This window comes from Facklamia sp. P13064 (assembly GCF_050409425.1).
Lineage (GTDB): Bacteria > Bacillota > Bacilli > Lactobacillales > Aerococcaceae > Facklamia.
The window spans coordinates 1-3904 of record NZ_JBNUPM010000035.1; the positions used below are offsets into that span (position 1 = coordinate 1).

The window sequence follows — 3904 nt, forward strand, 5'->3', positions numbered from 1 at the left end:
TCGCTTGCACCAAGGCTTAAGAGAGTCTTAAGAATAGTTACTAAGTTTAAGCATTTCATTAAGAATTCCTTTCGTTATCACACACTAACCAATGGCCCTATTGAAGGGATTAATAACACGATTATATGTGTCAGGAAGAAAAGAAAAGGAGACCAAGCAACCATTAGTGGCTTAATCTCCTTGGATAGCATCAACCCTATTGGACATAGAGCCTAGTTTTTCTAACTCTTTTAGTATAAACATCAAATTATTTTCATTATATAATAAACTATAAATTTAAACTGATTGTCTTTTTATTTAGCTTCTTAAAAATTTGCTCATTAGTTCTATCTGATGTTCAATAGATAATTTTTTTATTACTCCTAAGCCAGGGTCGCTCCCTTCATCAGCATCTGTAATAAATGTTAAAATACTTCAGTTTCTATGTTTTCTTTTACATATTCTTTACCTTCCAATTCCATTATCTTATTATACTATTCTTTTGGTCTAATAACTGCTTCATGGTATTTATTCGCTGGATCTGTTGGGCTATGATTGGTATCAGATACAAAATGATGAACCCTCAAGTTCTTTTTTTATCACAATCTATAATATGGATTGCTACAGCATGAGGTGAAAAGCCATTTTCCATAAAATCTTTACCCATTACATAATAATCTAAAAACCCTATGTAACCATCTTTTTTAAACGATAAATGATCAGAAGAAAAATATTCATCACCAACATAATCCGCATTTCTTTTTTGTTTATTGAAATTATCAGCTAAAAGTATTTTGTTTATTAAAAGCTTTTTAGACTAATTTCAACTTTGAAAAAATACTTAATCTTCATTAAAAGCTGTCCATTGAATATGCTCATAATGATGATTTATATCTTTCCATTCCGTAACTGTCAATTGATCCATACCTTCAACTATTAATTGAATCATATCTTTATCAATCATATTAACAATTTTAGCTTTTGTAAACATATTATAATCGCCTCCCCCAACAGCACGATATTGAGTGAGCGCTAAATGGTAATATTTTTGCTTATCAATTACTTTTTGTGTTTTTTCATTAATTAATTTGACCACACGCTTACCTATTGGTTGATTCAAATCAACCTCTACAGAAAAACCCGTGTACAAGTCATAATTGTAATGCTTAGGTTTAGGATAAATATAAGAAGGATTTACAGAAATTTTACCGGATGAATCAAAAGTAAAATAAGCAAAATTATGCTCCATCGCTTCAATTATATCCTGACCACTTACTTGGCTAACAGCAATTTGATTATAATAAGGATAAATATTCAATAGTTCTCCTCGCCTAACTTCACCTTGAAAATCTACAAAGTGATCGTTGAGCAAGGATATACCTGCGAAGTCTGCCCCTGTTTCATTCAACATCGTTCTCGTTAAAAACTCAGCAAAAGGATGGCCTTTCACTCTTGCTTGATGAAGGTTTCGAGTGGGCATCTCCATGGGAGCATTCCCTAAGACCTCATCAAGCCAGTTAAGGCTCTGGCTATATTCAGGTTCTAATGGACGAATATTTTCAATTGCTTCGCTAGTTGTAAAAGAGTGTAGAGCCCCTTCAATTGCTGGGGAAGCTTTTTTATCTAAACTCACGATAACTTCACCCACCTTTTCACCACCATAGCCTGGTTGAATGACAAAGGAATCCTTAAAGGGCTGACAAATCTGACGATGTTGATGACCCGTTAATAAAAGATCTATTTCAGGAATCTCACTGATCATCTTATATCCTTGATTTTCTCCAGTTTGAGCCTCTAAGGCCTCTCCCGAAGATAGGTCAGCTTCAAAACCTCCATGATAAGCAACAACTAATAAATCCACTTGAGGTTTTAAAAATTGAGCATACTCTTTAACCGTTTCAAAAGCATCTAAAAATTCTAAGCCTTCATAATTTTCTGGCAACTCCCAGTGTGGTATATAGTGGGTGGTTACACCAATAATTCCGATTTTATAATCTTCAATGTTGATGACATCATAGGCTTTTCCCTTATAGGGCTTTTTGGTTTTTCGATCCACAATATTGCTACATAATATTTGTGCATTTATTAAGTCTAATGCTGTGTCTTGATAGGCCATTCCGTGATTAAATTCATGGTTACCAACAATTTGATAATCATAGTCCAAATCATTCATCATTCGAGCATAAGGAGCCGCACTCTTTGTCACTTGACTGGTATAGCTCGTCATAGGCGATCCTTGAATAAAATCGCCTAAATCAAATTGCAATGTCTTAATCGCATCTTGTTTTAATTGATCAATTAAAGCTGCAGTGTTCTTTAAGGAATACTCAGTCTGATCAGGATGATGGTGCCATTGACCATGTGTATCACTCGTTATTAAAAAGCGGATTTTAAGCATTGTTCCCCTCCAATATCTTGTCCATCGTATATATTTGGCCATACTGAGGATAGAAAACAATTAGACCTTTTGTTTCTAACTCTTGACCAAAAGCCTTTGGTTTAAATGTATGCTATGGAATAACAACTATTGATTGAATCGTATAACCAATCATCAATAAATCTGCTTGAGAGGCATGACCTGAGACCCCAGCCTGATAGAAATCCCGGCCGTATTCAACCATATTAGTTAAAAACTCCTCATAACCAGCCATAAAGACTCCTAAAGGAACTCCGTTTGAATGTAAATATATTCCAGCTGGTAATTGATAAAGAATTTGATGACGTTCATAATCAATTAATAATAAATAGTCATTCGGCGAAGCCTTCAATTCTTCAGCACTTACCAAAAGACTACTTTCTTCTTCATCCTCATCTAAACAAAAAATATTATCGATTTTGCTTGATATATGTTGTTTAAGCAATTGGTAATACGCTTTATCTACGACAAATCTCCGTTGATGATTTTTAGCTATTTCATTCAATCTTATCAAGCGTTGTATATTTTGTGGATATAAATTAATGGTTATGATGCCTGCTTGTTTTTTACCCAATAAGTGGTCTCTCTCTTTTAATAACTGCCGCTCATTTGAACAAGCTAGATTATGATTTTTTCCCTCAACAGCTAAGTGAGGTGCGAGGTCATCTCCAAAATTAGACAAAGAGGTGCCTTCAATTAATAGTAGGTCTGGTTCAAAAGGATGGGCTTCTTCTACCCACTTGAGCACTTTTTCAGGGTTATAACCATTTAGTCTTAAGTCTCCTGAATAAACAATTTTCAAATCATTCGTTGCAATAAAATAGCACTCGCACCTTCTGTATCATGGTCACTCTCTTTAAAAGTTATCTTGAATGGCCCATGATGAATACTTGTTTGATGAGGAACACTTTGCCAATTAACATCATATTTAGGTAAAAAGGAATTTTTACTAAATTTTCATAAAAGTTTAATGACTTCTCTGATGTGTATACAGGAATTTGTTCGTTTATTTGTCCTAAGGAACCTAGATGATCAAGGTGCGAGTGAGACAAGCAAATGGCAGTATTCGATGAGCTCACCTCATAAGCAGTTAACGAATTTGAATTTAACTGGCTTTGAGAATAAAATCCTTCTACCTTAGGCAATAAGTTATCTTAAAGGAATTGTTCAGTTAATGATCGATCTAGCAATTGTTTAATATCGGCTCCTACAAATGCTCCAAAATCCATAATCACTTGATGATTATCTTTTTGAAGGCTAATAATATTTCCCCCAATTGTGCCAATTCCACCCAAGAATTCAATCTTTGTTTGACTCATCAACTCTTCCTCTCTTAATAGTTTTTATCTTCACTATCAAGATTTTATCGTACCATATATTGGACCTAAAGTTCTACTTAACTTTTTTATCAAAATAAGCTATATTTTAACTTCATTCTGAACACCTAAAGGGGTCTGTATCATAAGTCTCAAACCGAAAAACCACTATAAACGTTGTTTAAACAATGTT

5 protein-coding genes are annotated in these 3904 nt (G+C 33.9%); 1 reads left to right on the forward strand and 4 read right to left on the reverse strand.

Translation table 11 applies throughout. The features are described 5' to 3' along the window. Positions 1 to 57: 57 nt before the first annotated feature. Complete coding sequence (locus tag ACQV2S_RS08600) at positions 58 to 216, forward strand: hypothetical protein (RefSeq protein ID WP_428885397.1); 159 nt, start codon at positions 58 to 60, stop codon at positions 214 to 216. A 346-nt stretch (positions 217 to 562) separates the two neighbouring features. Here the strand turns inward: ACQV2S_RS08600 and ACQV2S_RS08605 are convergent, their stop codons facing one another. The 4 genes from ACQV2S_RS08605 to ACQV2S_RS08620 all read right to left on the reverse strand — a co-directional run bounded on the left by ACQV2S_RS08605 (position 563) and on the right by ACQV2S_RS08620 (position 3714). Then, complete coding sequence (locus ACQV2S_RS08605; RefSeq protein ID WP_428875505.1) at positions 563 to 781, reverse strand: sce7725 family protein; 219 nt, start codon at positions 779 to 781, stop codon at positions 563 to 565. A gap of 39 nt (positions 782 to 820) precedes the next feature. Further along, positions 821 to 2377, reverse strand: a complete 1557-nt coding sequence (locus tag ACQV2S_RS08610) for a bifunctional metallophosphatase/5'-nucleotidase (RefSeq protein ID WP_428885395.1) — start codon at positions 2375 to 2377, stop codon at positions 821 to 823. A 112-nt stretch (positions 2378 to 2489) separates the two neighbouring features. Continuing rightward, the gene (locus ACQV2S_RS08615; protein WP_428885396.1) at positions 2490 to 3197 is read right to left on the reverse strand and encodes a hypothetical protein; all 708 of its coding nucleotides are present in this window, start codon (positions 3195 to 3197) and stop codon (positions 2490 to 2492) included. A 352-nt stretch (positions 3198 to 3549) separates the two neighbouring features. Further along, positions 3550 to 3714, reverse strand: a complete 165-nt coding sequence (locus ACQV2S_RS08620; protein WP_428875501.1) for a hypothetical protein — start codon at positions 3712 to 3714, stop codon at positions 3550 to 3552. Positions 3715 to 3904: the final 190 nt, after the last annotated feature.